Raw genomic sequence first — 26,345 nt, 5'->3', positions numbered from 1 at the left:
GCGCGTTAGGGCAGCCGCCAGTCGATCGGCTCGGCGCCCATCTTCACGAGAAGTTCGTTGGCGCGGCTGAACGGCCGCGACCCGAAGAATCCCCGCGACGCCGACAGCGGCGAGGGATGCGGCGACTCGATCGCCACGCAGTCATCGCCGTCGAGCATCGGCTTGAGCGTGGACGCGTCGCGCCCCCACAACACCGCCACCAACGGCTGCGCCCGCGCCGTCAACGCCCGGATCGCGCATTCGGTGACCGCCTCCCAGCCCTTTCCGCGATGCGAAGCCGGCGTGCCCGGCCGCACCGTCAGCACCCTGTTGAGCAGCATCACTCCGCGCTCGGCCCACGGACTGAGATCGCCGTTGGCCGGGGCGGGATAGCCCAGGTCGCTGCTGTACTCCTTGTAGATGTTCTCCAGGCTGCGCGGTAGCGGACGCACGTCGGACGCGACCGAGAAGCTGAGCCCGACCGCATGCCCGGGCGTCGGATAAGGGTCCTGCCCGACGATGAGCACTCGCACTTGATCGAACGAAAACGTGAAGGCGCGCAACACATTCTGACCAGCGGGCAGATACCGCTGGCCCGCGGCGATCTCGCTCCTGAGGAACTCCCCCATCTGGGCGACCTGATCGCCGACGGGTTCCAGCGCGCGCGCCCAGCCCGCATCGACCAAGTCGGCGAGGGGGCGTGCGGTCACGACAAGTCAACCTAGCGGCTCGGCTCACTGATATGACTGCCAGCCCGGATTTCCGTGCCACGCGTCGCCGTCGACCAGCACCCGCGGCCGACCGTCGATCACTTCGCCGATGGCCCGCCAGCCCTGCGGCGGCGTGCCGGTGAACGTCGCGACCAGCGCATGATCCTCGCCGCCGCCGAGCACCCAATCCCACGCGTCGACGTCCACGGCGGCGGCGGCGTCGGCGAGGGCGTCTCGGTCGGCCGTCAGCGCCGCGGTGGACACATTGATGCCCACTCCGGAGGCATCGGCGATATGGCCGAGGTCGGCCGCCAGCCCGTCGGAGACGTCCGTCATCGCCGTCGCGCCGCCTTCGGCGGCGACGCGGCCCTGTCCGTACGGCGGCTCCGGCGCGACGTGCAGCCGCCGCAGGGTGTCGAAGCCGTCGATATCGTTGCGCCACATGTCATATCCGGCGGCAGACCGGCCCAATCCGCCGACGACGGCCAGGGTGTCACCCACCCTCGCCCCGGAACGAAGCACCGGCGCGCGCCCGGCGAGATCGCCGAGCACCGTCACCGAGATCACCCACTGCGGGGCGCTCACCAGATCCCCACCGACGACCCCCGCGCCGAACTTGCGCGCCTCGTGCCACATGCCGTCTGCGAGCTCGAGCGTCTGCGCCGCCGAAGTGTCTCCCGGTGCGCCGAACGCGACGACGAATGCGGTTGCCGTTGCGCCCATCGCCTCGATGTCGGCGGCGTTCTGTGCGATGGCCTTCCGGCCCACGTCGTGCGGCGACGACCAGTCAAGGCGAAAGTGCCTGCCCTCCACCAGCATGTCGGTGGACACCACCGTCCTGCCGTCGGCCGCCGTCACCACCGCGGCGTCGTCACCCGGACCGACGGCGACCACCGCGGGCTGGTCGCGGTCGGCCACCAACCGGTCGATTACGGCGAACTCCCCCAGCCCAGCAAGGCTGTCGGCCCGCTCCTCGTTGGCCATGGCACCTCCGGTTCCGCTCATAACTCGACTCCCGCTCGCCCCCTGCCCTGCGGGCGTGGGCCCACCGGTCCGCGCTGCGCTGCGATCCTCACTCTCGTCCGTCTTCGTGCGCTGAACCCCTGGCGATCCTGCGGTACTTTTGGGCCCTGCGGCGTGGAGTCTATGCAGCGGAACGGAGGGGTCACCGGGTGGTCGAGGCTTTCATGCTGATCCAGACCGACGTGGGCCGCGCCGAGGTCGCCGCCAAGCAGTTGGCCGAGCTGACCGGTGTGCGCTCCGCCGAGTACGTCACCGGGCCCTATGACGTCGTGGTGCGCGTCGAGGCCGACACCATTGACGACCTGCAGAACAGGGTCGTCCCGAGCGTTCAGCAGGTCGCGGGCATCACGCGCACCCTGACCTGCCCCATCGCCGGTGGAGCACGGCCCTAGAGTTGCCCATGTGGCACAGACGACCGACGACGGTGCAGACGGTCCGCCGCGGTCTGTGCTGATCGCCGCGATCGCGGTGGGCGTCGCGGCGGTGGTCGCGGTGCTCGCGATCGCGGTTCTGCGGCAGTCGCCGGCACTGCAGGAGCCGCTTCCCATCGCAACGGTCCCCGCCCCGAAGGCGGCCAGCCGCGAGTGCACTGCGCTGACGGCCGCGCTGCCCGAGCAGTTGGGCGATTACCGGCGAGCACCGGCGGCCGACCCCGCACCGGCCGGCGCGGCCGCATGGCTGGCGGAATCGGATCCCGACCCGGTCATCCTGCGCTGCGGGCTGGACCGTCCCGCGGAGTTCGTGGTCGGCTCGCCCCTGCAGGAAGTCGAGCCCGTGCAGTGGTTCGAGCTGACCGACGCGGGCAGGAGCACCTGGTTCGCCGTGGATCGCCCGGTATATATAGCCCTTACCCTGCCGAGCGGATCGGGCCCGACCCCGATCCAGGAGATCTCCGAGGCGATATCGCAGACGATGCCCGCCAAACCGCTCGACCCGGCGCCTGCCCGCTAGCGCAGGCCGGTGCCCCGCGCCAGCGCCGTGTCCACCATCGCCGCCAACAGGGCCGGATAGTCCACACCGCTGGCCGCCCACATCCTCGGATACATCGAGATCGTCGTGAAGCCGGGCATGGTGTTGATCTCGTTGACGACCGGGCCGTCGTCGGTCAGGAAGAAGTCGACCCGGGCCAGGCCCTGGCAGTCGATAGCGCGAAACGCGCGGATGGCCAGTCGGCGCACCTCGTCGGCGTTCTTGTCGTCGACCTTGGCGGGCACGTCCAGTTCGGCGGCGTCCTCGAGATACTTGGTGGCGAAGTCGTAGAAGCCGTCCTCGCGGCCGCGCACGCCTGCCACCCGGATCTCGCCGACGGTGCTCGCCTCGACACTGCCGTCCGGGAGTTCCAGGACGCCGCATTCGAGTTCGCGCCCCGGCACGGCGGCCTCGACTATCACCTTGGGGTCGTGTATCCGGGCATCGGCGATGGCGGCAGGCAGCTGATCCCACGCCGCGACACGGCTGACCCCGATTGACGACCCGCCTCGCGCCGGCTTGACGAACACCGGCAACCCGAGCCGCTCACGCTCCTCGAGGTCCAGCGTTTCCCGGTTCGGTCGCAGCACCACATGGTCGCCGACCGGCAAGCCGTCGGCGACCAGCAGCTTCTTGGTGAACTCCTTGTCCATGCCCACCGCACTGGCCAGCACGCCGGCGCCGACGTAGGGCACCCCGGCCAGCTCGAGCAGTCCCTGGATCGTGCCGTCCTCGCCGTACGGTCCGTGCAGCACCGGGAAGACCACGTCGACAGAGGCCAGCAGCTGGCCCGCCGCGCCCTGGCGCAGAGACAGGAGCTGCCCGCCGCGACTCGGGTCGGCCGTCAGCGCCAGAGCGGTACCCGATGCACCGCTGACCTCGGGCAGCCGTCCGTCGGCGATCGCCAAGGTGTCCGGGTCGGCATTGGTCAGCACCCACGAGCCCTCCGGTGTGATGCCGACCGCGACCACTTCGAAGCGCTCCGGATCGAGGTGGCGGAGGATGCTGCCTGCGGAAACGCACGAGATCGCGTGCTCGGAGCTGCGTCCGCCGTAGACGACGGCGACACGGACGCGACCGGCGGAGCCGGGCCGTTGGCGGGCAGTCACAACCTAGAGAGGCTACCGTCCCCGCCGAAAGCCGCACGGTCTACCGCTGCCGGCTGGGCTTTTCCACGATCTTCGAGCGCCCGTCCTCATCCGACGCGCTTGATCGTCACGGGCGCGCCAGCGCCTGCTCGATGTCGGCGACCAGGTCGTCGGTGTCCTCGATACCCGCCGAGATCCGGGCGAAGCCCTCGCCGACCGGGTCGCCCCAGCGGGCCCGCCGATCCACCGAGCTGTGGATACCGCCGAAGCTGGTCGACGACACGAGCAGATTGCTGTTTCGCAGCATCGCGTGTACGGCGGCGGCGCTCTCGAGCTCGATCGCCACGATCCCGCCGAAGCGCTTCATCTGCCGATTGGCGATCTCGTGCGACGGGTCGTCGGGCAGTCCCGGGTAGCGGAGGAACCGCACGCCGGGATGTGTCCGCAACGCCAACGCGATCGCGAGCGCGTTCTGGCACTGCCGCTCGAACCGCAGACCCGCGGTTCCGATGCTGCGCAGCACCAGCCAGGCCTCGAAGACACCCAGGATGGGGCCTGCGAGCCGACGCTCGTGCTCGATCGCGGCCATCTGCTCGACGCGGCTGCCCGCGACGTATCCCGCGAGCAGGTCATGGTGACCCGATAACGCCTTGGTGGCGCTGGCTACCACCAGGTCGGCACCGAGCGACAGCGGTTGTTGGCCAAGGGGTGTCGCGGTCGTGTTGTCGACGATGAGGGTCGCACCGCCTTCGCGGCATGTCATCGCGAGGCGATACAGATCGACTACGTCGAGGCCGGGGTTCGACGGTGTCTCGGCAAGCACCACGTCGGCGCCGTCCGCCGCGTCGACCATGTCGGCGCATTTCGCCTCGATCACCGTGATGCCCTGCGGCGCAAGGTATTCGACCGCATATCGCCGCACCTGGTAGTAACCGTCGGCCGGAACGACCAGCGTGGCTCCAGGTCTGGTCAGTGCGCGAAGCGCCGACGTGATCGCCGCCATGCCCGAACCGAAGGTCAAAGCCGCTGCCGCGCCTTCCAATTCGGCCAGAGCGGACTCGAGGTGGCGCCAGGTCGGATTGTGATAGCGCCCGTAGCTGTCGAGCGAGTCGTCTTCGCTCGCTGGGATGTGGTAAGCGGCCGCAGGGACGGGCGGCGGCACGATGGGTGAGCCCGGAACCTCTTCTGCACCACTGGCTTTGACGCTCCTTGTGGAGTCTCCGTATACCCCGGCCATACCGCTACTCCGGCTTGGTGCTGCGGCCGAGCAGCAGCGCGACCGCTTCCGGAACGGATAATCCCTTGTGGCAGACCCGGTTGACCGCATCGGTCAACGGCATCTCGACGTCGTAGCTTTCCGCAAGTGCCAGCACCGACTCACATGAGCTGACGCCCTCTGCGATGTGCCCGCCCGCCGCCGATTTCGCGGCCTCCAACGACTGCCCCGCACCGAGCCGGGATCCGAACGTGCGGTTGCGCGAGTGCGGCGACGTACATGTCGCGACGAGGTCGCCGACTCCGGCCAGGCCGGCCAACGTGGCGGGTTTGGCGCCCAGGGCGATGCCCAGCCGCATGATCTCGGCGAGTCCACGGGTGATGATCGCCGCCACCGAGTTCTCGCCCATCCCGACACCAGCCGCCATGCCGCAGGCCAACGCGATGACGTTCTTGCATGCGCCGCCGACCTCTGCGCCGATGACGTCGGCGTTGGTGTACGGGCGGAAGTACCTGGTGGCCAGCGCCCGCTGCAGCGTCACCGCCCGGCCGGAGTCGGCGCAGGCGACGACGGTGGCCGCCGGCTGCTCCTCGGCGATTTCGCTGGCCAGGTTCGGTCCGGTGACGACGGCCACCCGCGACGGGTCGGCGCCGGTCACCTGCACCACCACCTGGCTCATCCGCATCAGCGTGTCGAGTTCGATGCCCTTGGCCAGGCTGACCAGCGTCACGTCGTGGCCCAGCAGGCCGGCCCAGTCGGTGAGATTGGCGCGAAGCGTCTGCGACGGGACGGCGAGCAGCACCGTGCACGCGCCTGTCAGCGCCTCGCCGGCGTCACTGGTGGCGCGGACCGACGTCGGCAGGCCGACGTCGCCGAGATATTCGGGATTGCGGTGCGTGTTGTTGATCTCGTCGGCCAGTTCGCGGCGGCGAGACCACAGCGTGACGTCATTGCCCGCATCGGCCAACACCTTAGCCAGCGCCGTTCCCCACGCACCGGCCCCCATCACCGCCGCTTCGACCACGGTTTCACCCTATCGCGGTCCGCTGTGGCGACATCTGGGCTGCGCCGGCGGCCCGGACTGGCAGGATGACAAAGCATGAGCGGCACGCAGACCGGCGCGCCGGCTGACGTCGGGTTGGTCATCGCGGTCAAGCGGCTCACCGCCGCCAAGACGAGACTGGCACCGGTGTTCTCCGCAGCGACCAGGGAACGCGTGGTGCTGGCGATGATGGTCGACACGATCAGGGCCGCGCTGGCGGTCCCCGCGCTGATGACCGTCACCGTTGTCACGCCCGACCGGGTTGCCGCCGAGACCGCGCAGGAGATGGGCGCGCAGGTACTGACCGATCCGACACCGGACGGCCACCGTAACCCGCTGAACAACGCGATCGCCGCCGCGGAGGCCGCCGTGAGCGAGTCCACGCCGAATGTCGTTGCACTGCAAGGAGATCTACCCGCGCTTCAGCCGCAGGAACTGGCCGAAGCGATCAGCGCCGCCCGCGGCTACCGCCGCAGTTTCGTCGGCGACCGACACGGCACTGGCACCTCGGCACTGTTTGCCTTCGGTGTACCGCTGGACCCTCACTTCGGGGCCGACTCGGCCCGACAGCATCAGCATTCGGGAGCCATCGAGCTGACCGGAGCCTGGCCGGGCTTGCGCTGCGACATCGACACGCCCGACGACCTGCTGGTGGCACGCCGGCTTGGTGTGGGTGCGGCGACCGCGCAGGCCATCGGGCGACCAAGGTAAACAGCTGTCGACGGAAAACGGTCGTCGGTAGAAGTTCGGCTCGCGGATGAGGAATGATCGAAGGAATGACCGAAGCCGAGACACGAATTCGAACGGATGGCACCGATGCGGTGCCGAGTGAATCGGCGTCCGCACGCGAGGGGGATCAAAAGACCCCGGAGGCACCACCTGCGGCGACGGCACCGGCCGTCGACGATGCGCTGCCCGAGGATCGGTACCTCAACCGCGAGCTGAGCTGGCTGGACTTCAACGCCCGGGTGCTGGCACTGGCCGCCGACACGTCGCTGCCCCTGCTCGAGCGGGCGAAGTTTCTCGCGATTTTCTCGTCGAACCTCGACGAGTTCTACATGGTTCGGGTGGCAGGGCTGAAACGTCGCGACGAGATGGGTCTGTCGGTGCGCTCCGCTGACGGCCTGTCGCCCCGCGAACAGCTGCGGCGCATCAGTGAACGCACGCAGCAGATCGCCAACAGACACGCGCACGTATTCCTCGATTCGGTGCGCCCGGCGCTCGCCGACGAGGGAATCCTGATCGTCAACTGGCTACAGCTCGACGACGACGAGCGGGGCAGGCTGTCCACCTACTTCCACGAGCAGGTGTTCCCGGTGCTGACACCGCTGGCGGTCGACCCGGCGCATCCGTTCCCGTTCGTCAGCGGGCTGAGCCTGAACCTGGCCATCACCGTCAAGGCGCCCGACGACGGCGGTCAGCACTTCGCCCGAATCAAGGTGCCCGACAACGTCGACCGTTTCGTCGAACTCGACAGCCGCGACGGTGCGTTGCGTTTCCTGCCGATGGAGGAACTGATCGCGGCGTTTCTGCCGGTGCTGTTCCCCGGCTTGGAGATCGTCGAGCACCACGCGTTCCGTATCACTCGCAACGCGGATTTCGAGGTCGAAGAAGACCGCGACGAGGATCTGCTGCAGGCGCTCGAGCGGGAGCTGGCCCGCAGGCGATTCGGCTCGCCGGTACGCCTCGAAGTCGCCGACGACATGACCGAGAACATGTTGGAACTCCTGCTGCGCGAGCTCGACGTGAACCCCGGGGACGTCATCGAGGTACCCGGCCTACTGGATCTCTCGTCGCTGTGGCAGATCTACGGTGTCGACCGTCCGGACCTCAAGGATCCCCCGTTCGTGCCAGCCACCCCGCCCGCCTTCGGCGAGCGGGAGACACCCAAAAGCATCTTCGCGACGCTGCGCGACGGTGACGTCCTCGTTCACCACCCATACGACTCGTTCTCGACAACCGTGCAGCGGTTCATCGAACAAGCAGCCGCCGACCCGAATGTGTTGGCGATCAAGCAGACGTTGTACCGCACGTCGGGTGACTCTCCGATCGTCAACGCGTTGATCGACGCCGCTGAAGCCGGTAAGCAGGTCGTCGCACTGGTGGAGATCAAGGCGCGATTCGACGAACAGGCCAACATCAAGTGGGCGCGAGCACTCGAGCAGGCGGGCGTGCACGTGGTGTACGGATTGATCGGGCTGAAGACGCACTGCAAGACGGCATTGGTGGTGCGCCGCGAAGGCTCGGCGATCCGGCGCTATTGCCATGTGGGCACCGGCAACTACAACCCGAAAACCGCACGGCTGTATGAGGATGTCGGGCTGTTGACGGCCGCCCCCGACATCGGCGCCGACCTCACCGATCTCTTCAACTCGTTGACCGGCTACTCACGCAAGGATTCCTACCGCAATCTGCTGGTCGCGCCGCACGGTGTGCGCAGGGGCATCATCGAACGAATCGAACGCGAGGCCGCGGCCACGCGAGACGGCGCCGAGGGCAGAATCCGCGTGAAGGCCAACGCGTTGGTCGACGAGCAGGTGATCGACGCGCTCTATCGCGCCTCACAGGCCGGCGTGCGAGTCGAGGTGGTAGTCCGCGGTATCTGCGCGCTGCGGCCCGGCGCTCCCGGTTTCTCCGAGAACATCACGGTGCGATCGATTCTCGGCAGGTTCCTCGAACACTCACGAATTATTCACTTCGGCGTCATCGACGAGTTCTGGATCGGCAGTGCCGACATGATGCATCGTAATCTCGACCGTCGGGTCGAAGTGATGGCGCAAGTGAAGGATCCGAGACTGAAGGCGCAACTGGACGAGGTGTTCGAGTCGGCGATGAATCCGGCGACCCGGTGCTGGGAACTGGGCGACGACGGGAGTTGGACGGCGTCACCTCGGGAGGGCGAGACAGTGCGTGATCATCAGGTTTGGCTGATGGAACGTCACCGGCACCCTTGAGGGTTCCCGCGGTTGTCGATGATCTGCAGGAGTTGAGGTGGCGAAGGGTTCCCCCAACAGCGCCGCGGCGCCGTCCAAGAAGGCCGTTCTGGCGGCGGGTGCGGTGCTGTGGCGTTGCAGCGACGACGGCGACGAACCCGAAGTCGCGGTGATTCACCGGCCGCGTTACGACGACTGGTCCCTGCCCAAGGGCAAGGTCGACGTCGGAGAGAGCGAACCCATCACCGCGGTACGCGAAGTGGCCGAGGAAACCGGTTACCGTTCACGCCTCGGGCGGCGATTGGCGTCGGTCAGCTATCCGGTCGAAGAGCAGTGCATCAAGAAGGTGCGGTACTGGGCGGCACGGATCGTCCACGGCGAGTTCACCCCGAACCCAGAAGTCGACGAGCTGAAGTGGCTGCCCGTTTCTGCGGCGATCAAGCAAGTCCAATACGCCCACGACCGGAAGGTGCTGCGCCGGTTCGCCAAGCTGCCCGCCGACACCAAGACCACCCTCATCGTTCGGCACGCCACGGCAGGCAGCAAGTCTCGCTACAAGGGCGACGATCGGCTACGCCCGTTGGACAAACGCGGCCGCGCTCAAGCCGAATCATTGGTCGGTCAACTTCTGGCGTTCGGTGCCGACACGCTCTACGCCGCAGACCGCCTCCGCTGCCATCAGACCCTCGAACCGTTGGCCGACGAACTCGGCGTGCCAATCCACAACGAACCGCTGTTGACCGAGGAGGCCTACGCAGCCGATCGCAAGTCGGCCCGCCGCCGCGTACTCGAGATCGCCGCCGCGGAAGGCACGCCGGTGATCTGCACGCAAGGCAAAGTCATACCGGATCTCATCGGGTGGTGGTGTGAGCGCGACGGCGTGCGTCCCGACAAGTCACGTAACCGCAAGGGCAGCACGTGGGTGATGTCATCATGGCAGGGCCATTTGGTGGCGGCCGACCATATCGATAGTCCGCTCGCCACCAAGAAATAGCCGGCGCGCGCCGGCGAAGCCCGAAGTGATCCCATGCCCGCCGACGCGCCGCCCAAACTTCCACCGGTTCGCGCCGCCCGTGCAGTCGACTCATTGCGGCGCAGACTGCGTCGGTTCGAACGAAAGCTGCAACCGCCGAACGCCTCGCTGCTCAAGTTGATCTCGACGGCCTGGATAGCGCAGGACGTGTACACCGCGACGAAGCTCGGAATCATCGAAGCGTTACACGACGGGCCGAAGAGCGCGGACGTGATCGCCGAGAGCGTTGGCGCCGATCCGGACGCGGTTTATCGCTTGATGCGCCTGCTCGCGCGCCGCGGCATCTTCACACAGCGTCGCGGTGGCCGGTTCGCACTCGCGCCGATGGGTGAAGCGTTGCGCATCGACGCACCCGATTCGATCCGGGGCTATGTGCTGTTCGCCGGGGACCCGCTGCACTGGGAACACTGGGGTCAGCTGTCTCACTCCGTGCATACCGGCCGATGCGCCATCGAGGAAGACAGGGGCAAGCCGACTTTCGAATGGTTCCAGGATGTGCCGGGGCTGGCTGCGGCGTTCAACGACGGGATGACGAGCATTTCGAAGATGGAGACCCCGGTGGTGGTGTCCGCATACGACTTCTCGCAATTCGGCACGATCGTCGACGTGGGCGGCGGGCACGGCCTATTGGTTTCGGCGATTCTGCGCCGGGCGCCGAACAGTCGGGGGATTCTGTTCGACGCCGAATCGGTGCCCGAAGGCGCGCAGGCTGTTCTCGGGTCCGCAGGAGTATCGGATCGATGCGCCGCCATCGGCGGATCATTTTTCGAGTCGGTGCCTGCGGGCGCTGACGCCTACGTGCTCAAGCACATCATCCACGACTGGGATGACGAGAAGTCGTTGCAGATTATGCGTAACGTCCGGACCGCGATGAATCCCGACGCCAAAGTGTTGATCGTCGAGGCTGTGGTTCCCGAAGACGATCGCGAGCACTTGTCGAAGCTGCTCGATCTGGAAATGCTGGTCCGCCAACGGCAGGGAGCGCACGGAGGCGAAGTACGCCGAGTTGTTGCGCCAGGCGGGTTTCCGCTTCACCCGTACCGGTCCCACAGTCGGGGCCGCCTCGATTGTCGAAGCCGTAGCGGCCGAGCTGCTGCAGTAAGACGCAGATACGCCGTGGGTCGCGATGACCCACGGCGTATCCGATGCGAAATTTACCGACGGCCCTTCTTGGCCGGCGAGCGACGCACAGCCTTCTTGGCCGGGCTGCGCTTCGCCGTCTTCTTGGCAGCAGCGCGCTTGGTGGCCTTCTTGGCCGGAGCACGCTTCGCCGTCTTCTTGGCAGCGGTGCGCTTTGTTGCGGTGGCCTTCTTGGCCGGAGTGCGCTTCGTCGCCTTCTTGGCAGCGGTGCGCTTAGTGGCCGCCTTCTTGGCCGGGCTACGCTTCGTCGCCTTCTTGGCAGCGGTGCGCTTAGTGGCCGCCTTCTTGGCCGGGCTGCGCTTCACAGCCTTCTTGGCCGCCGTCTTCTTGGCGGCCTTGCGGGCCGTACCGGTTCCACTTCCACGCTTCACTGCAGGTCCTTCCGCCGATAGGCGCTGTGCGCCAGAGACAACCGCTTTGAACTGAGCGCCGGGCCGGAATGCCGGCACGGACGTTGGTTTCACTTTCACTGTCTCCCCGGTACGCGGATTTCGCGCGACCCGGGCTGCACGACGGCGCTGTTCGAAGACGCCGAAACCGGTAATGGTGACACTCTCACCCTTATGCACCGCACGCACGATTGTGTCGACAACGTTTTCGACGGCTTCGGTTGCCGTCCGACGATCAGTGTCGAGCTTCTTCGTGAGTACGTCGATCAGCTCTGCTTTGTTCATGCAAAACCTCCACACCAGTGATCCACCTTGGACCAACTAGAAAGACACGGTAATACGAGTTACCACTGATTTCCAAGAGCCACGCGCAATTTCAAGCGTTGCTGGCACGAAATTCCGCAATCTGGTTGCCGCGCATGGCCGCTGGCGAGGGGGTCGGAGGAGCGGTTTGCAAACCCCTAATTTCGGTTGCTTCGACCGCTATCCGGGGGCGGGCAAGGTGTGTGGTTTCCACTCCGGGCGATTAGATTCATACAACTCGATCTTATCCAGTTTTCGCAGCGTAAGCCCTATATCGTCGAGTCCTTCGAGCAATCGCCAGGCCGTGTAATCGTCAATCTTGAACGGCAGCAGGACCGTTCCTGCGGCCACGTTGCGATCTTGAAGATTCACAGTGATTTCCAGCCCCGGCTGCTGCTCGATCAGCTTCCACAGCAGCTCCACATCATCTTGGGCGACTTCCGCCGCGAGTAAGCCCGCCTTGCCCGCATTCCCGCGAAAAATGTCGGCGAATCGAGACGAGATGACGACACGGAAGCCGTAATCCATGAGCGCCCACACCGCGTGTTCGCGCGACGACCCCGTGCCGAAATCGGGACCGGCGACCAACACCGACCCCTTGTCGAACGGACTCAGATTCAAGACGAACGACGGGTCGTTGCGCCACGACGCGAAAAGTCCGTCCTCGAAACCCGTTCGGGTAACGCGCTTCAGGTACACCGCAGGGATGATCTGGTCGGTGTCGACATTGGACCGGCGCAGCGGAACGCCGATGCCCGTGTGAGTGCGGAACGGTTCCATTCTTGCTCTCCTCTAGCGGCTCAGGTCTGCGGGTGAGGACAACGTTCCGCGCACAGCGGTCGCGGCGGCGACGGCGGGCGACACCAAATGTGTACGGCCACCCTTGCCTTGCCTGCCCTCGAAATTTCGGTTGGACGTCGACGCGCACCGTTGCCCTGGGGACAACTGGTCGGGGTTCATACCGAGGCACATCGAGCAGCCGGCCTGTCGCCACTGCGCACCCGCAGCCGTGAAGATCTCGCCCAGTCCCTCGGATTCGGCCTGCGCACGCACCCGCATGGAACCGGGGACGACGAGCATCCGCACGCCGTCGGCCACCGTGCGGCCACGCAAGATGTCGGCAACCACTCGCAGGTCTTCGATGCGTCCGTTGGTGCACGAACCCACGAAGACGGTGTCCACCGGAATGTCGCGCATTGCTGTGCCGGGCCGAAGATCCATATAGGCCAATGCCTTCTCGGCGGACTGCCGCTCGCTGTCATCGAGCAATTCCGGGTCCGGCACCGATCCCGACAGCGGTACGCCCTGGCCCGGGTTGGTGCCCCATGTGACGAACGGGCTCAGCGTCGAGGCGTCGATGTACACCTCGGTGTCGAATTCCGCGCCCTCATCGGAGCGCAACCGGTCCCACGCTTCGACCGCCGAATCCCAATCGGCACCCGTCGGAGCGTGCGGACGTCCGCGCAGATATTCATACGTCGTCTCATCGGGTGCGACCATGCCTGCGCGCGCGCCGGCCTCGATGCTCATATTGCAGATCGTCATCCGGCCTTCCATCGACAACGCTTCGATCGCGCTGCCCCGGTATTCGATGACGTGACCCTGTCCGCCGCCGGTGCCGATCTTCGCGATCACCGCCAGGATGATGTCTTTCGCGCTGACTCCCGCGGGCAGTGTGCCGTCGACGTTGACCGCCATCGTCTTGAACGGACTCAGCGGCAAGGCCTGCGTGGCGAGCACATGCTCGACCTCCGACGTGCCGATGCCCATCGCGAGTGAACCGAATGCACCGTGGGTCGACGTGTGACTGTCGCCGCAGACGACCGTCATACCCGGCTGAGTGAGGCCGAGTTGCGGTCCGATGATGTGCACGATGCCTTGCTCGGAATCGCCCATCGGGTGCAGTCGGATGCCGAACTCTTCACAATTGCGTCGCAGCGTTTCGACTTGAATGCGCGAGACCGGATCCGCGATCGGCTTGTCGATGTCGACCGTCGGCACGTTGTGGTCTTCGGTCGCGATGGTCAGATCCGGTCGCCGGACACCGCGGCCCGCGAGACGCAACCCGTCGAACGCCTGCGGGCTGGTGACCTCATGGATGAGATGGAGGTCGATGTAGATCAGATCGGGTTCGCGGGCATCTCCCGTGCCGCCGCCGAGGGCGACGACGTGGTCGTCCCATACCTTCTCCGCCATGGTGCGCGGTCGCGCGTCGCTCGTCATACTTGACCATCTCACATTCTGGAACGCTAGTATCTCCTTGTGAGACAGGATAGCGGTATCGGCGTGCTGGACAAAGCGGTTGGGCTGCTGCACACGATCGCCGAGTCGCCCTGCGCGCTGGCCGAACTGTGCGAGCGGACGGGCCTACCCCGGGCCACCGCGCACCGGCTCGCCGCGGGGCTGGAGGTCCACCGGCTGCTCGCCCGCGACGCCGAGGGCCGCTGGCGGCTCGGCCCCGCGCTGGTCGAGCTGGCAGGCCACGTCAACGACCCGCTGCTGGCCGCGGGTGCCGCCGTGTTGCCGAGGCTGCGCGAGATCACCGGCGAAAGCGTTCAGCTCTATCGCCGCGAGGGCACATCGCGGATCTGCGTTGCAGCACTGGAACCGCCTGCGGGACTTCGCGATACCGTCCCGGTGGGCATACACCTGCCGATGACGGCCGGCTCTGGCGCGAAGATCCTGCTGGCGTACAGCGATGCCGCGACGCAGCAGGCGGTGCTGCCCACCGCCAAGTTCACCGACCGCGCACTGGCGGAGGTACGCAAGCGCGGCTGGGCGCAAAGCGTTGCCGAACGCGAGCCGGGCGTGGCAAGCGTCTCAGCGCCCGTGCGCGACGGGCGGGGTCAAGTGATCGCGGCTGTATCGGTGTCGGGGCCGATCGATCGGATAGGGCGTCGGCCGGGCGCTCGATGGGCGGCCGACCTGCTGGCCGCCGCGGACGCACTGGCCCGCCGACTGTGAATAAAAGTGGTACCCCCGATGGGATTCGAACCCACGCTACCGCCGTGAGAGGGCGGCGTCCTAGGCCGCTAGACGACGGGGGCCAGAACTTTCCGAAGGGTCAGCATAGCTCAGTAGCCAATGCCGGCCCAATTCGTTCGCACTGCTGGGGTACCAGGACTCGAACCTAGAATGGCGGTACCAGAAACCGCTGTGTTGCCAATTACACCATACCCCATTGGCTGCCTGTAACCGCTGGTCACAAGCTATTTCCGGGCCAAGCAATCCCTGAGCGAGCAACTCGCCTGTGATGCCGGGCCGACGTGCAGATTACCAAAGATTTCGAGTCCGCTTCTCATCCGCTGGTCGCTGCCGCTGCCGCCGCCGCACGGTCGCGGCCGGCGCGCAGGCGCTGCAGGCTGCGGTCACGGCCGAGCAGCTCCAGCGACTCGAACAGCGGCGGGCTGACCGACGCTCCGGTCACGGCCACCCGGATCGGACCGAACGCCTTGCGCGGCTTGAGGGCCAGGTCCTCCAACAGCGCAGCCTTGAGGGCCGCTTCGATCGTGTCGACGCGCCATCCGTCGACGCCCTCGAGCGCACGCAGCGCGGCGTCGAGGACCGCAGCCGCGTCGGGGCCCAATTCCTTCGCCGCGGCCTTCTCGTCGAGCGTGAACTCGTCGTCGTTGAGGAACTTCAGCAGGTCCCACGCATCCCCGAGCACGACGATGCGGGTCTGCACCAGGCGCGCGGCCTCGGCGAACTGTTGATCCCCCAGCCCTGTGTCGTATGCGTGGGTGTCGAAGTACGACCGCAACCGTCGGGTGAACTCGTCCTCGGTCAGCAGCCGGATGTGATCGGCGTTCAGCGCGTCGGCCTTCTTCTGGTCGAAGCGGGCCGGGCTGGAGTTGACGTCGACCACATCGAAGGCGGCCACCATCTCGTCGAGGCTGAACACGTCGCGGTCGTCGGCGATCGACCAGCCCAGCAGCGCCAGATAATTCAGCAGACCCTCCGGGATGAAGCCGCGGTCGCGGTGCAGGAAGAGGTTGGACTGCGGGTCACGCTTGGACAGCTTCTTGGTGCCCTCTCCCAGTACGGCGGGCAGATGTCCGAACTCCGGAATGCGATCGGCGACACCGATGCGCATCAGCGCCCGGTACAGCGCGATCTGGCGCGGTGTGGACGACAGCAGGTCGTCTCCGCGCAACACGTGCGTGATCTTCATCAGCGCGTCGTCGACCGGATTGACCAACGTGTACAACGGGTCTCCGCTCGCGCGGGTCAGCGCATAATCGGGCACCGTGCCAGGCGCGAACGTCGTTTCACCGCGCACGAGGTCGTTCCAGGTGATCGCGTCGTCGGGCATCCGCAGCCGCAGCACCGGCCTGCGGCCCTCCTCGCGATGGGCGGCGCGTTGCTCGTCGGTCAGCGTGCGATCGAAATTGTCGTAGCCCAGCTTCGGGTTCCGTCCCGCTGCGACATGCCGCGCCTCCACCTCCTCGGGCGTGGAGTACGCCTCGTACACCTCCCCCGCGGCCACCAGACGCTCCACCACATCGCGGTAGATGTCGCGGCGCTGGGACTGACGGTAGGGGCCGTAGGGTCCGCCTACCTCGGGGCCCTCGTCGTAGTTCAAACCCAGCCAGTTCAGCGCGTCCAGCAGTGCTCGATAACTCTCCTCACTGTCGCGTTCGGGGTCGGTGTCTTCGAGCCGGAACACGAAGTCCCCACCGTTGTGGCGCGCGTAGGCCCAGTTGAACAGCGCGGTGCGAACGAGGCCGACGTGCGGCGTGCCGGTCGGCGACGGGCAGAACCTCACCCGGACCCGTTCACCATTGTTTCCGCTCCTCGCGTGCGCGGTCATAACTCCGCTCCTCGCGTGCGCGGTCAATACTCCGCTCCTCGCGTGCGCGGTCATAACTTTGCCTTGCGCACAACGGGATTGGTCAGTGTGCCGATGCCCTCGATCGTGATGCTGACGGTGTCGCCGTTCTCGATCGGCCCCACCCCGTCAGGCGTGCCCGTCAGGATGAGGTCGCCGGGCAGCAGCGTCATCACGGCCGAAATCCATTCCACGATGGCGCCGACGTCGTGAATCATGTTCGACGTTCGGCTGTCCTGTTTCACCTCGCCGTTGACCTCGGTCCGGATCGCGAGGTCCGACGGATCGACGTCCGTGGCGATCCACGGGCCGACGGGACAGAACGTGTCGTGACCCTTCGCGCGGGTCCACTGGCCGTCCTTCTTCTGCTGATCGCGCGCCGTGACATCGTTGGCGATGGTGTAGCCGAGGATGTTCTCGGCCACCCGGGCAGCCGGCACGTCCTTGCAAGGCCTGCCGATAACGGCGGCCAACTCTCCCTCGAAGTGCACCGGATGGGCGTCCGCGGGAAGTTGGATCGGAATGTTGGGTCCGATGATCGCGGTGTTCGGCTTCATGAAGATGACGGGATCGGGGAACTCGCCGCTGATTCCCGCATTGCTCCTCGCGTCAGCCATCTCCGCGATGTGAGCGGCGTAGTTCTTGCCGATGCAGACCACCTTGCTGGCCAGGATCGGCGCCAGCAGCCGGACATCGGCCAACGGCCACTGCCTGCCCGTGAAGGTGGGGCTGCCGAACGGGTGCTCGGCGATCTCTTTGACGACGGCAGCGGGGTCATCGGGCGCACCCTCGATGCTGACGAAGGCGACCCCGTCGGGACTGGCGATTCGGCCTAGGCGCATCAGTTCAGCCTAGTGGGCGGCAATGGGGCCATCGAAGGCCGCTCCATCCTCGCTCTGTACCACTATATGAGATTGCAGTTCAATATGCTGAGACGGCTGTGCGACGATGGCCGCATGACCGCGGAGACCACCGGCACCATGCGGCGCTGGTCGATGCTGGCGGTCGCGTTGACGTCGACGTTGTTCGCCAACGTGTTCATCAACGGTGCGGCGTTTCTGATTCCGACCTTGCACACCGAACGCGGACTCGACCTGGCCAAGGCCGGTCTGCTGTCGTCGATGCCGAGTTTCGGTATGGTGTTCACCCTCATCGCGTGGGGCTACGTCGTCGACCGGATCGGCGAACGCATCGTGCTGGCGTTGGGGTCGGCGCTGACGGCGGGCGCGGCGTTCGCGGCGGCTTCTGCGCATTCGCTGGTTGGTGTCGGCACGTTTTTGTTGCTCGGCGGAATGGCGGCGGCGAGCAGCAACTCCGCCAGTGGCCGGCTGGTGGTGGGATGGTTCCCGCCGCAACAACGAGGGCTCGTCATGGGCATCCGGCAGACGGCTCAGCCACTCGGAGTCGGTCTGGGGGCGTTGGTGATTCCGCGATTGGCGGAGAACTACGGTGTCTCGGCGGCGCTGCTCTTCCCCGCCGTGGTGTGCGCGGCGTCGGCCGTCGTGTGCGCTGTCGCGGTGAAGGATCCGCCGCGTCCGCCGCGCACCGAGGCTACGGAGGACGACCTCGCCAACCCCTACCGCGGCTCTGCGACGCTGTGGCGAATCCACGCCGTGTCGATGCTTCTGGTGGCACCCCAGGTGGTGGTGTGGACTTTCACGTTGGTGTGGTTGATGACAGAGCGCGGCTGGTCGGCGGGATCGGCCGGGGTGCTGGTGACGGTCGCCCAAGTGCTCGGTGCCGTCGGCCGTATCGCCGCGGGCCGGTGGTCGGACGTCGTGCGGTCGCGGCTGCGGCCGATCCGCGTCATCGCGCTCGCGGCGGCCGCCTCGATGGGTCTGCTGGCGCTCACCGATTGGCTGGCCTCACCGATCAGTGTCGCGATGGTGGTCGTCGCCTCGGTGATCACCGTGTCCGACAACGGCTTAGCGTTCACCGCGATCGCCGAGATCGCAGGGCCCTTCTGGAGCGGGCGGGCGCTCGGCACGCAGAACACCAGCCAGCTGCTGACCGCGGGCGTTGCGCCGCCGTTGCTCGGTGCGTTGATCGGCGTTGCGGGCTATGCAGCGGCGTTTGCCGTCTGCGCCTTCTTCCCGCTGATCGCGATACCGCTGGTCCCCGTCGAAACGGACCCGCTGATCAGTGGTCGCACGTGATCATGATCGAAAGCGGGGCAGGGCCCCGCGGTGTGTGCCAGAGTTGCTGCGCAACCGCACACACAGGAGGTTCCCGATGCGGCGACTACTCCGATCCGCGGTGTGGACAGCTGCGACGGTGACCACCGCGGCGGCATGTTCGTTCTCCGCTTCGACAACGCCGACGGTGGACAAGGGTGAACTGGCGAAAGAGATCTCGGCCCAACTCCAGAAGCAGGTCGGGCGTGCGCCGGAGTCGGTCGACTGCCCGGACGACCTCAAGGGCGAAGTCGGTGCGACGACCCGCTGCTCGCTCAACGACGCCGGCGAGACCTACGGCGTCAGCGTCGACGTGACCAAGGTCGACGGCACCGACGTCAAGTTCGACCTCAAGGTCGACGACAAACCGCAATAGTCACGGCCGGCTGCACGAAGCCGTCAGTCGGTCTCGAGGTTCCGGGCGCATCGATCGAGCGATGCGGCGAGCTGTCGTTGCGCGCTCGCCGACAAGCCGTCGAGCATGGCGGATTCCACGCTCATCACGGCGGTGTGGGCCTGCGCAAGGCGTTTCGCGCCTGCGGCGGTGACCTCCAGCGAACGCGCGCGACCGCGTGGCGGTACTTTGGCGTCCCTGACGAAGCCGGCGGATCTCAGGCCGGCAAGCAGGTCTTGAAGCGACTGCCTGGTCACGAAACACAGTCGCGCCAACTCCGAGGCCGAGGCCTCCGGATGATCGGCCAGCGCTCGCATCGCCGCGTACTGAGCCATCGAGAGCCCGCTCGGCCGCAAGGCAGCATCGCATTGCCTGCGCAGTGACTGTTGCACACGTTTCACCAGGTAGCCGACGGCCCACTCGGTTTCGGACACGCTCATGACAGGAACCTTACACCAGTGCTATGGTTGCCTATGTAAGGAACCTGACAACGGAGGAAGCATGACCACGATCCGCCAGCAGAGCAGCTACGCCACGCTGATCAATGTGTTCACCGTCGAGCCGGAGAAGGCGGCAGACCTCGCCGGGCTGTTGACATCGGCCACCGAGAACGTGATGCAACATCAGCCCGGCTTCCGATCGGCGAACATTCATCTGAGCACCGACCGCACCCGGGTCGTCAACTACGCGCAGTGGGACAGTCCGCAGGCCTACGAGAAGATGCTCGCCGACGCGACCGCCCGCGAACACATGGCCACCGCGGCCGCGATGGCCGTCAGCTTCGATCCCCACCTGTACACCGTGGAATCGGTGCACGAGCGTTAGTTCAACGGGACATCGCCGATGCGCCGCTGAAGGCGTCGGCGATACGCCGCCACGCCGCGCGCTCCGAAGAGTCCGAGGACCAGCCGCGGCCTATCGCCTATCCCCCGCTGGATCAAGCGATTTCCGCCGCCGCGGCAGCACCAGGAGCGCGGCGGCCAGGAAGCACAGCGCACCGACGAAGGTGCCCGCGTTGGCCAGCAGCGCGTCCTCCGTCACTCCCGTCTCGGTGACGAATGCGCCGAGTGCCGAGACACCGAAGGCGAGGCAGCCGATCATGTTGATCCACTCCGCCTGCCAGTCACGGGATGCGAACTCGATGTAGCCGACAATCGCTGTCACCGCGAAGATGCCGAGTACCCCGCTGGCCAGAAAGGCCAGCGAGCCGAGCATGTCGGGTGCCCACACCAGGCGCCGCTCCGGGTTGACGGCATGCGCCCACAAAGCGGACCCGGTGCTGATGTTGAACAGCACCGTGCCGACGAACTGCGTTGCCGCGGAATGCCACCCGACGCCCAGTCTCGGTCGGGCCAGCACCAGCTGCATCCATCCGGCGGTGGTGAAGAACCAGGAACCGACGAAACACAGCAGGTTGCTCAGCCCGGCGCCCGCGGCCCCCGACATCCCCGGCACGGTGGCGATCGCGAACAACGTCGAGCCGATCGCGAACAACCAGCACTGCCGCCGCAGAGTGGCCACCGACGGGCTTACAAGCTCGCGATGATCCGCTCGCGGACCTCCGAGGTCGAGAACGTCGCGTCGCCGCGGGCGGCCAAATGTTGCTCGACGGCCTTGTCCACGCGCGCCGCTGCGTCGGCCTCACCGACATGCGACAACAACAACGCCACCGACATGATCGCCGCGGTGGGATCGGCTGTGCCCTTGCCCGCGATGTCGGGCGCACTGCCGTGAACTGGTTCGAACATCGACGGGTTGGTCCGTGTGGCATCGATATTGCCGCTGGCCGCCAGCCCGATACCGCCGGACACCGCAGCGGCCAGGTCGGTGATGATGTCGCCGAACAGGTTGTCGGTGACGATCACGTCGAACCGGGCCGGATCGGTGACCATATGGATGGTAGCGGCGTCGATGTGTTGATAAGCGACCTCGACATCGGGATACTCCCGGCCGATCTCGTCGACCACCCGCGACCACAGCTTGCCGGCATACGACAGCACGTTGGTCTTGTGCACCAGCGTCAGATGCTTGCGCCGCTCGGCCGCACGTGCGAACGCGTAACGGACAACGCGCTCGACGCCGAACGCGGTGTTCAGGCTGACCTCGGTGGCCACCTCGTGCGGTGTGCCGACGCGGATGACGCCACCGGTGCCGGTGTACGGGCCTTCGGTGCCCTCGCGCACGACGACGAAGTCGATCGGCGGATTACCGGCCAGCGGGCTGTCGACACCCGGATACAGCCGCGACGGACGAAGGTTCACGTGGTGGTCGAGTTGGAACCGCAACGTCAGCAGCAGGCCGCGCTCGAGCACACCGCTGGGCACAGAGGGATCACCGATGGCGCCCAACAGGATCGCGTCGTGGCCTCTCAACTCTTCGACGATGCCGTCGGGCAGCGTCTCCCCCGTCGCGTGGTAGCGACGTGCGCCGAGGTCGTACTCCGTCTTCTCGACACCGGGCAGCACCACATCGAGGACCTCGAGCGCCTCGCCGATGACCTCCGGCCCGATGCCGTCGCCGGCGATCACCGCCAATTTCACGACAGGTCCACCACTTCCAGCAGGTTGGCGCCGACGGCATCGGCGATCTCGGCCCGCAGTTCCTGCGGCACTTCGCGATCGACGCGCAGCAGAATCGTTGCGCTCGCGCCTTCTGCGTCCTCGCTGAGTTGCGCGGCATGGATGTTGACCCCGGCGGAGCCGAGCAGCGTGCCGATCTTGCCAAGCGTTCCCGGCTGGTCGGCGTAGTTGATGATCAGGTTGATGCCCTCGGCGCGCAGGTCGAAGTTGCGGCCGTTGATCGCGACGATCTTCTCGACCTGCTGAGGGCCGGACAAGGTGCCCGCCACGTTGGCGACCTGGCCGTCGGAGCACACCGCCCGCACATCGACGACGCTGCGGTGATTGGGGCTTTCGGTCGCGGTGCTGATGCTTGCCTCGACACCACGCTCGGCGGCCAGCGCTGGCGCGTTGACGAATGTCACCGGATCCTCGATCACCGAGGAGAACAGTCCACGCAGTGCCGAAAGCCGCAGCACCCCAACCTCTTCGGATGCCAGCTCGCCACGCACCTGAACGGAGATGGACACCGGCAGTTCGGCCGACAGCACGCCGATCAGCAGCCCGAGTTTGCGCACCAGATCCAGCCATGGCGCCACCTCCTCGCCCACGACGCCACCGCCGACGTTCACGGCGCCGGGAACGAATTCACCGGCCAGCGCGAGCTTCACGCTCTCGGCGACGTCGGTGCCCGCGCGGTCCTGCGCCTCTGCGGTCGACGCACCGAGGTGCGGCGTGACGACGACCTGCGGCAGGTCGAAGAGCGGGCTGTCGGTCGTCGGCTCGCTGGCGAACACGTCAAGGCCCGCGGCGCGCACATGCCCGCTGGACACGGCTTCGGCCAGCGCCTCCTCGTCGACCAGCCCGCCGCGGGCGGCATTGACGATGATCACCCCGGGCTTCGTCTTCGCCAGCGCCTCCTTGCCGATCAACCCGGCAGTCTCGGGTGTCTTCGGCAGGTGCACGGAGATGAAGTCGGCGCGCGAAAGCAGCTCGTCGAGCGTCAGCAGCTCGATCCCGAGCTGTGCGGCACGCACGGACGACACGTACGGGTCGTAGGCGACGACATGCGTGCCGAATGCGGCAAGCCGCTGGGCGACGAGCTGGCCGATGCGGCCCAGCCCGACCACGCCGACGGTCTTGCCGTAGATCTCGGTGCCGGAGAACGACGAACGCTTCCAGGTGTGTTCGCGCAGTGACGCGTCGGCCGAGGGAATCTGCCGTGCGGCCGACAGCATCAGCGCGAGCGCGTGCTCGGCGGCGCTGTGGATGTTCGACGTCGGCGCGTTCACCACCAACACGCCGCGTGCGGTGGCGGCGTCGACGTCGACGTTGTCGAGGCCGACGCCCGCGCGTGCGACGATCTTGAGTTTGGGCGCGGCGGCCAGCACCTCGGCGTCGACGGTGGTCGCGGACCGGACCAGCAGCGCGTCGGCCTGCGGCACGGCGGCCAGCAGCTTTTCGCGGTCGGGGCCGTCCACCCAGCGGACCTCTACCTGGTCACCAAGCGCTGCCACGGTCGATTCGGCCAGTTTGTCGGCAATTAGTACGACGGGGAGACTCACGCGGCCAGCCTAATAGGCTTCAATTGCGGGGTGGACGTGACCATCGTCGGCAGCGGACCCAACGGCCTGGCCGCCGCCGTCATCTGTGCTCGAGCGGGTCTTTCGGTGCGCGTCATCGAAGGTCAGCCGACTGCCGGTGGCGGCGCCCGCAGCGCGCCCGACCCCGACTTCCCCGACGTGCGCCACGACGTCTGCTCCGCGGTGCATCCACTCGGCGTGGCCTCGCCGTTCTTCGCGCAGTTCGACCTGGCGGCGCGCGGGGTGGCGCTCGTCGCGCCGGAAGTTTCCTATGCCAATCCACTGCCCGGCCGGCCCGCCGCGGTGGCGTACCGCTCGCTGGATCGCACCTGCGACGAGCTCGACGACGGCGCGTCGTGGCGGCGTCTCTTCGGGCCACTGGCCGAACACGCCGACGGTGTCGTGGGATTCTTTCTCGGCGACAAGAGGTCCCTGCCACCCGAACTGGTGACCACGGTGCGCACCGGTCTGCGGGTGCTGGCGCAAGGCAGTCCCGCCTGGGGTGTGCTCCGCGGGCAAGACGCCCAAGCGTTGTTCACCGGCGTTGGCGCGCACGCTATTTCGAAGATGCCGTCACCGGTCAACAGCGGCGCCGGAGTCATGCTGGGTACGTTGGCGCACACGGTGGGCTGGCCGGTGCCGGTCGGCGGAACACAGACGATCCCCGACGCGTTGATCGCCGATCTGCTCTCCCACGGTGGCGAATTGGTTCTGGGTGAACCCGTCACCTCCCCGCCCGACGGCGTGACGATCTACGACACCGCGCCAACGGCTTTGCTCGACATCTACGGCGACGCGGTTCCGTCGCGTTACGCGAAGGCGCTGCGGCGCTACCGTTTCGGGCCCGGTGTGTGCAAGGTCGACTTCGTGCTCTCCGGCGAGATTCCCTGGCGCGACGCGCGGGTCGGTCAGGCACCGACCGTACATCTGGGTGGGACGAGGGCGCAGATGGCCGCGGGTGAACGCGAGATCGCCGCCGGGCGGCACGCCGAACTGCCGATGACGCTCGTCGCGCTGCCGCACCTGGCCGACCCCTCGCGCATCGACGGTCAGGGCCGCAGGCCGTTGTGGACATACGCACATGTTCCGGCCGGATCCACCGCCGACCTGACCGAGACCATCACCGCGATGTTCGAGGCCGCCGCGCCGGGTTTCCGGGACCTGGTCGTCACGTCGCACTGCGTGCCCGCGGCGCAGATGTCCGACCACAACGCGAATTACGTCGGAGGCGACATCATCGTGGGCGGAGCCACCCTGTTCGCCGCAATGGTCGGCCCGACGCTGCGGCTCAATCCGTGGACGACCCCCATCCCGAAGGCGTATCTGTGCTCGTCGGCGACACCACCCGGCACGGGTGTGCACGGGATGGCCGGCTACTACGCCGCCCGCACTGTGCTGCGCAGGGAGTTCGGGATCAGAGCGCTGCCTGAGCTGTCACCATGACAGACGACCGGGAAGATCTGCCGTGGGAGCTGTTCGGCTCGGCCGCAGACGAGTTGGCCGCCGGCGTCGCCGCCGACGGGTTCATACCCGATCTGATCCTGGCCGTGGCACGCGGCGGACTGTTCGTCGCCGGTGCGCTCGGCTACGCGTTGGGGGTGAAGAACGTGGCGGTCATAAACGTCGAGTTCTACACCGGGGTCGATGAACGCCTACCGGTGCCGGTGGTGCTGCCTCCGGTACCGAACACCGTCGACCTCGCGGGTGCGCGCGTATTGATCGCCGACGACGTCGCCGACACCGGTGAGACCTTGCATCTGGTGCGCGACTTCTGCGCCGATCATGTCGCCGATGCCCGCTGCGCGGTGCTGTACCAGAAGCCGCAATCGCTCGTCGATTGCGAATACGTCTGGCGCAGGACCGACCGCTGGATCAATTTCCCGTGGTCGGCCCCTGCCTGAGTTGCGATTTCGGCGCGCTAATCGACGCTCAGCGCACGTGAGCGCGCCGAAATCGCCACGGAGACGCGCTACGCCGTTTCGGTGATCGGGCGGTCGACCCAGCTCATCAGGTCGCGCAGCTTCTTGCCGGTCACCTCGATCGGGTGCTCGGCGTTCTGCTTGCGCAGATCCTCGAGCTGCTTGTTGCCGCCCTCCACGTTGGCGACCAGCTTCTTGACGAAGCTGCCGTCCTGGATATCGGAGAGAATCTGCTTCATCCGCTGCTTGGTGTCGGCGTCGATGACCCGCGGACCCGAAAGGTAGCCGCCGAACTCCGCGGTGTCGGACACCGAGTAGTTCATCCTGGCGATGCCGCCCTCGTACATCAGGTCGACGATCAGCTTCAGCTCGTGCAGCACCTCGAAATACGCCAGTTCCGGCGCATATCCGGCCTCCACCATCACGTCGAAGCCGGTCTTCACCAGCTCCTCGGTGCCGCCGCACAGCACTGCCTGCTCGCCGAACAGGTCGGTCTCGGTCTCGTCCTTGAACGTGGTCTTGATGACGCCGGCACGAGTGCCGCCGATGCCCTTGGCGTAGGACAGTACAAGCGCCTGGCCCTCACCCTTGGGATCCTGCTCCACGGCGACCAGGCACGGGACGCCCTTGCCGTCGACGAACTGCCGACGCACGAGGTGGCCGGGCCCCTTCGGGGCGACCATGCCGACGGTGACGTTGGCGGGCGGCTTGATCAGACCGAAGTGAATGTTGAGGCCGTGCCCGAAGAACAGCGCATTGCCGTCGGTGAGGTTCGGCTCGATGTCTGCTGTGAAGATCTCACCCTGTGCGGTGTCGGGCGCCAGCAACATGATGACGTCGGCCCACTTCGCCACCTCGGCGGGGGTGTCCACCTCGAGGCCCTGCTCGGTGACCTTCGCCCGGGACTTCGAGCCTTCCTTGAGACCGACCTTCACCTCGACGCCGGAATCGCGCAGGCTCAGCGAGTGCGCATGGCCCTGGCTGCCGTAGCCGATGACGCCGACCTTGCGTCCCTGGATGATCGACAGGTCCGCGTCGTCGTCATAAAACATCTCAACTGCCAC

The 26,345-nt window shown here is 66.8% G+C and carries 25 protein-coding genes, 2 tRNA genes and 2 pseudogenes; 12 read left to right on the top strand and 17 right to left on the bottom strand.

The window, feature by feature from the left end; genetic code table 11:
* Positions 1-5: 5 nt before the first annotated feature.
* Both QOC76_RS17035 and QOC76_RS17030 read right to left on the bottom strand, forming a co-directional pair.
* On the bottom strand, positions 6-689 hold the full coding sequence (locus QOC76_RS17035) for a uracil-DNA glycosylase (protein ID WP_526358388.1): 684 nt from the start codon (positions 687-689) through the stop codon (positions 6-8).
* A 24-nt stretch (positions 690-713) separates the two neighbouring features.
* Entirely contained in the window at positions 714-1,673 is a 960-nt protein-coding gene (locus tag QOC76_RS17030) for a thiamine-phosphate kinase (RefSeq protein ID WP_526358490.1), read from the bottom strand.
* 188 nt (positions 1,674-1,861) lie between these two features.
* Here QOC76_RS17030 and QOC76_RS17025 point away from each other — a divergent pair, with 188 nt between their 5' ends.
* Complete coding sequence (locus QOC76_RS17025; protein ID WP_526358386.1) at positions 1,862-2,104, top strand: Lrp/AsnC ligand binding domain-containing protein; 243 nt, start codon at positions 1,862-1,864, stop codon at positions 2,102-2,104.
* Between the two features lie 10 nt (positions 2,105-2,114).
* On the top strand, positions 2,115-2,663 hold the full coding sequence (locus tag QOC76_RS17020) for a DUF3515 family protein (RefSeq protein ID WP_526358384.1): 549 nt from the start codon (positions 2,115-2,117) through the stop codon (positions 2,661-2,663).
* Here QOC76_RS17020 and QOC76_RS17015 read toward each other — a convergent pair.
* From QOC76_RS17015 to QOC76_RS17005, 3 genes are all read right to left on the bottom strand, one after another.
* The gene (locus QOC76_RS17015) at positions 2,660-3,790 is read right to left on the bottom strand and encodes a D-alanine--D-alanine ligase family protein (protein ID WP_526358382.1); all 1,131 of its coding nucleotides are present in this window, start codon (positions 3,788-3,790) and stop codon (positions 2,660-2,662) included. The genes QOC76_RS17020 and QOC76_RS17015 overlap by 4 nt on opposite strands.
* 106 nt (positions 3,791-3,896) lie before the next feature.
* Positions 3,897-5,006 (bottom strand): cystathionine gamma-lyase, encoded by a 1,110-nt coding sequence (locus QOC76_RS17010; RefSeq protein ID WP_526358380.1) that lies wholly within the window; start codon positions 5,004-5,006, stop codon positions 3,897-3,899.
* Between the two features lie 4 nt (positions 5,007-5,010).
* Positions 5,011-5,991, bottom strand: a complete 981-nt coding sequence (locus QOC76_RS17005) for an NAD(P)H-dependent glycerol-3-phosphate dehydrogenase (RefSeq protein ID WP_526358488.1) — start codon at positions 5,989-5,991, stop codon at positions 5,011-5,013.
* A gap of 93 nt (positions 5,992-6,084) precedes the next feature.
* Between QOC76_RS17005 and cofC the strand changes: the two genes are divergently transcribed.
* The 4 genes and pseudogenes from cofC to QOC76_RS16985 all read left to right on the top strand — a co-directional run.
* Positions 6,085-6,738, top strand: coding sequence for a 2-phospho-L-lactate guanylyltransferase (gene cofC, locus QOC76_RS17000; protein WP_526358378.1), 654 nt, complete (start codon positions 6,085-6,087; stop codon positions 6,736-6,738).
* Positions 6,739-6,784: 46 nt separating this feature from the next.
* Positions 6,785-8,981 (top strand): annotated as a pseudogene (locus QOC76_RS16995) (RNA degradosome polyphosphate kinase).
* Between the two features lie 37 nt (positions 8,982-9,018).
* Positions 9,019-9,954 (top strand): 8-oxo-(d)GTP phosphatase MutT1, encoded by a 936-nt coding sequence (gene mutT1 / locus QOC76_RS16990; protein ID WP_526358376.1) that lies wholly within the window; start codon positions 9,019-9,021, stop codon positions 9,952-9,954.
* A 33-nt stretch (positions 9,955-9,987) separates the two neighbouring features.
* Positions 9,988-10,917, top strand: a pseudogene (locus QOC76_RS16985) (ArsR family transcriptional regulator); the annotation flags it as partial.
* A gap of 230 nt (positions 10,918-11,147) precedes the next feature.
* Here the strand turns inward: QOC76_RS16985 and QOC76_RS16980 are convergent.
* The 3 genes from QOC76_RS16980 to leuC form a co-directional block, all read right to left on the bottom strand.
* The gene (locus QOC76_RS16980) at positions 11,148-11,807 is read right to left on the bottom strand and encodes an HU family DNA-binding protein (protein ID WP_526358486.1); all 660 of its coding nucleotides are present in this window, start codon (positions 11,805-11,807) and stop codon (positions 11,148-11,150) included.
* 198 nt (positions 11,808-12,005) lie between these two features.
* Positions 12,006-12,605, bottom strand: a complete 600-nt coding sequence (leuD, locus tag QOC76_RS16975; RefSeq protein ID WP_526358374.1) for a 3-isopropylmalate dehydratase small subunit — start codon at positions 12,603-12,605, stop codon at positions 12,006-12,008.
* Positions 12,606-12,617: 12 nt separating this feature from the next.
* Positions 12,618-14,048 carry a 3-isopropylmalate dehydratase large subunit gene (leuC, locus tag QOC76_RS16970; RefSeq protein ID WP_526358372.1) on the bottom strand — a complete coding sequence of 477 codons (1,431 nt, stop codon included), beginning with the start codon at positions 14,046-14,048 and terminating at the stop codon, positions 12,618-12,620.
* A gap of 39 nt (positions 14,049-14,087) precedes the next feature.
* On the opposite strand from leuC, the gene QOC76_RS16965 reads away from it, so the two are divergent.
* Entirely contained in the window at positions 14,088-14,789 is a 702-nt protein-coding gene (locus QOC76_RS16965) for an IclR family transcriptional regulator (protein WP_526358370.1), read from the top strand.
* Positions 14,790-14,796: 7 nt separating this feature from the next.
* Here QOC76_RS16965 and QOC76_RS16960 read toward each other — a convergent pair.
* From QOC76_RS16960 to QOC76_RS16945, 4 genes are all read right to left on the bottom strand, one after another.
* Positions 14,797-14,872, bottom strand: a tRNA-Glu gene (locus QOC76_RS16960).
* 62 nt (positions 14,873-14,934) lie between these two features.
* Positions 14,935-15,006, bottom strand: a tRNA-Gln gene (locus tag QOC76_RS16955).
* Between the two features lie 117 nt (positions 15,007-15,123).
* Positions 15,124-16,635, bottom strand: coding sequence for a glutamate--tRNA ligase (gene gltX, locus QOC76_RS16950; protein ID WP_526358368.1), 1,512 nt, complete (start codon positions 16,633-16,635; stop codon positions 15,124-15,126).
* 50 nt (positions 16,636-16,685) lie between these two features.
* On the bottom strand, positions 16,686-17,495 hold the full coding sequence (locus QOC76_RS16945) for a fumarylacetoacetate hydrolase family protein (protein WP_526358366.1): 810 nt from the start codon (positions 17,493-17,495) through the stop codon (positions 16,686-16,688).
* Positions 17,496-17,609: 114 nt separating this feature from the next.
* On the opposite strand from QOC76_RS16945, the gene QOC76_RS16940 reads away from it, so the two are divergent.
* Both QOC76_RS16940 and QOC76_RS16935 read left to right on the top strand, forming a co-directional pair.
* Positions 17,610-18,809 carry an MFS transporter gene (locus QOC76_RS16940; RefSeq protein WP_526358364.1) on the top strand — a complete coding sequence of 400 codons (1,200 nt, stop codon included), beginning with the start codon at positions 17,610-17,612 and terminating at the stop codon, positions 18,807-18,809.
* 76 nt (positions 18,810-18,885) lie between these two features.
* A complete protein-coding gene (locus QOC76_RS16935) occupies positions 18,886-19,203 on the top strand; it encodes a DUF4333 domain-containing protein (protein ID WP_526358362.1) in 318 nt (105 codons plus the stop codon).
* A 23-nt stretch (positions 19,204-19,226) separates the two neighbouring features.
* On the opposite strand, the gene QOC76_RS16930 is transcribed toward QOC76_RS16935, so the two are convergent.
* A complete protein-coding gene (locus tag QOC76_RS16930) occupies positions 19,227-19,661 on the bottom strand; it encodes a MarR family winged helix-turn-helix transcriptional regulator (RefSeq protein WP_526358360.1) in 435 nt (144 codons plus the stop codon).
* A gap of 61 nt (positions 19,662-19,722) precedes the next feature.
* Here QOC76_RS16930 and QOC76_RS16925 point away from each other — a divergent pair, with 61 nt between their 5' ends.
* The gene (locus QOC76_RS16925) at positions 19,723-20,046 is read left to right on the top strand and encodes a putative quinol monooxygenase (protein WP_526358358.1); all 324 of its coding nucleotides are present in this window, start codon (positions 19,723-19,725) and stop codon (positions 20,044-20,046) included.
* A 90-nt stretch (positions 20,047-20,136) separates the two neighbouring features.
* Here the strand turns inward: QOC76_RS16925 and QOC76_RS16920 are convergent, their stop codons facing one another.
* The 3 genes from QOC76_RS16920 to serA are packed head-to-tail and all read right to left on the bottom strand — an operon-like array spanning position 20,137 to position 23,344.
* The gene (locus tag QOC76_RS16920; RefSeq protein WP_526358356.1) at positions 20,137-20,742 is read right to left on the bottom strand and encodes a hypothetical protein; all 606 of its coding nucleotides are present in this window, start codon (positions 20,740-20,742) and stop codon (positions 20,137-20,139) included.
* An 8-nt stretch (positions 20,743-20,750) separates the two neighbouring features.
* Positions 20,751-21,761, bottom strand: coding sequence for a 3-isopropylmalate dehydrogenase (locus QOC76_RS16915; RefSeq protein WP_526358354.1), 1,011 nt, complete (start codon positions 21,759-21,761; stop codon positions 20,751-20,753).
* Entirely contained in the window at positions 21,758-23,344 is a 1,587-nt protein-coding gene (gene serA, locus QOC76_RS16910) for a phosphoglycerate dehydrogenase (protein ID WP_526358352.1), read from the bottom strand. The genes QOC76_RS16915 and serA overlap by 4 nt, the downstream gene beginning before the upstream one ends.
* A 30-nt stretch (positions 23,345-23,374) precedes the next feature.
* Between serA and QOC76_RS16905 the strand changes: the two genes are divergently transcribed.
* Both QOC76_RS16905 and QOC76_RS16900 read left to right on the top strand, forming a co-directional pair.
* Complete coding sequence (locus QOC76_RS16905) at positions 23,375-24,805, top strand: phytoene desaturase family protein (RefSeq protein ID WP_526358350.1); 1,431 nt, start codon at positions 23,375-23,377, stop codon at positions 24,803-24,805.
* The gene (locus QOC76_RS16900) at positions 24,802-25,263 is read left to right on the top strand and encodes a phosphoribosyltransferase (protein WP_526358348.1); all 462 of its coding nucleotides are present in this window, start codon (positions 24,802-24,804) and stop codon (positions 25,261-25,263) included. The genes QOC76_RS16905 and QOC76_RS16900 overlap by 4 nt, the downstream gene beginning before the upstream one ends.
* A 68-nt stretch (positions 25,264-25,331) precedes the next feature.
* Here the strand turns inward: QOC76_RS16900 and ilvC are convergent, their stop codons facing one another.
* Entirely contained in the window at positions 25,332-26,345 is a 1,014-nt protein-coding gene (ilvC, locus tag QOC76_RS16895) for a ketol-acid reductoisomerase (protein ID WP_526358346.1), read from the bottom strand.

It is taken from the genome of Mycobacterium sp. (genome assembly GCF_032159565.1).
Lineage (GTDB): Bacteria > Actinomycetota > Actinomycetes > Mycobacteriales > Mycobacteriaceae > Mycobacterium.
Note: the sequence above shows the minus strand (reverse complement) of the source record. Positions and strands in the feature narration are given on the sequence as shown.